Raw genomic sequence first — 1,119 nt, 5'->3', positions numbered from 1 at the left:
CGGGACGAACTTCAAATTCTCCGGACCGGTGTAATTCGCGCTCGGCCGGATGATCTTGTTGTCGATGCGTTGCTCGATGATGTGCGCGCTCCATCCCGACGTGCGCGAGATCACGAAGAGCGGCGTGAACATCGCGGTCGGCACGCCCATCATGTGATATGAAACCGCGCTGAACCAGTCGAGGTTCGGGAACATCTTCTTCGCGTCCCACATCACCGATTCGAGGCGCTCGGCGATATCGAACAGCTTCGTGTCGCCGGCTTCCTTCGACAGATTCCTCGCGACTTCCTTGATGACCTTGTTGCGCGGATCGGAGATCGTGTACACCGGATGGCCGAAGCCGATCACGACTTCCTTGTTTTCGACGCGGCGTTTGATATCGGCTTCCGCTTCATCCGGCGTCTGATAGCGCGATTGAATTTCGAACGCGACTTCGTTCGCGCCGCCATGCTTCGGACCGCGCAGCGCGCCGATCGCGCCGGTGATCGCGGAATACATGTCCGAACCCGTGCCCGCGATCACGCGCGCCGTGAACGTCGATGCGTTGAACTCGTGTTCGGCGTAAAGATTGAGCGATACGTGCATCGCATCGACCCACGCTTTGGACGGCGCGACGCCATGCAGCAGATGCAGAAAGTGACCGCCGATGGAATCGTCATCGGTTTCGACTTCGATGCGCTTGCCGTTGTGCGAATAGTGATACCAGTAGAGCAGCATCGAGCCGAGCGAGGCCATCAGCTTGTCGGCGATATCTTTCGCGCCCGGCGCGTTGTGATCGTCCTTCTCCGGCAGGATCGTGCCGAGCACGGAGACGCCGGTACGCATCACGTCCATCGGATGCGCGGACGCGGGAATCCATTCCAGCGCGGCTTTGAGATTCGCGGGCAGGCCGCGCAACGCCTTCAGCTTCGTCTTGTATGCCTTCAGTTCGGCGGCGTTCGGGAGCTTGCCGTGCACGAGCAGATGCGCGATCTCTTCGAACTCGGACGTCGTCGCGACATCGAGAATGTCGTAGCCGCGATAGTGCAAGTCGTTGCCCGTCTTGCCGACGGTGCACAGCGCGGTATTGCCCGCCGTCACGCCCGACAGCGCGACGGATTTCTTCGGCTTGAATGCGCC

The 1,119-nt window shown here is 60.6% G+C and carries 1 protein-coding gene; it reads right to left on the bottom strand.

What is annotated here, in order from left to right; genetic code table 11:
- Nucleotides 1-1,119, bottom strand: a 1,119-nt coding sequence (prpC, locus tag NCS02_RS36150) for a bifunctional 2-methylcitrate synthase/citrate synthase (RefSeq protein ID WP_250520764.1), incomplete at both ends; no start/stop codon positions are given.

The sequence above is a fragment of the Caballeronia sp. NCF2 genome (genome assembly GCF_023631205.1).
Taxonomy (GTDB): domain Bacteria; phylum Pseudomonadota; class Gammaproteobacteria; order Burkholderiales; family Burkholderiaceae; genus Caballeronia; species Caballeronia zhejiangensis.
This window is presented reverse-complemented; position numbering and strand designations above follow the sequence as displayed.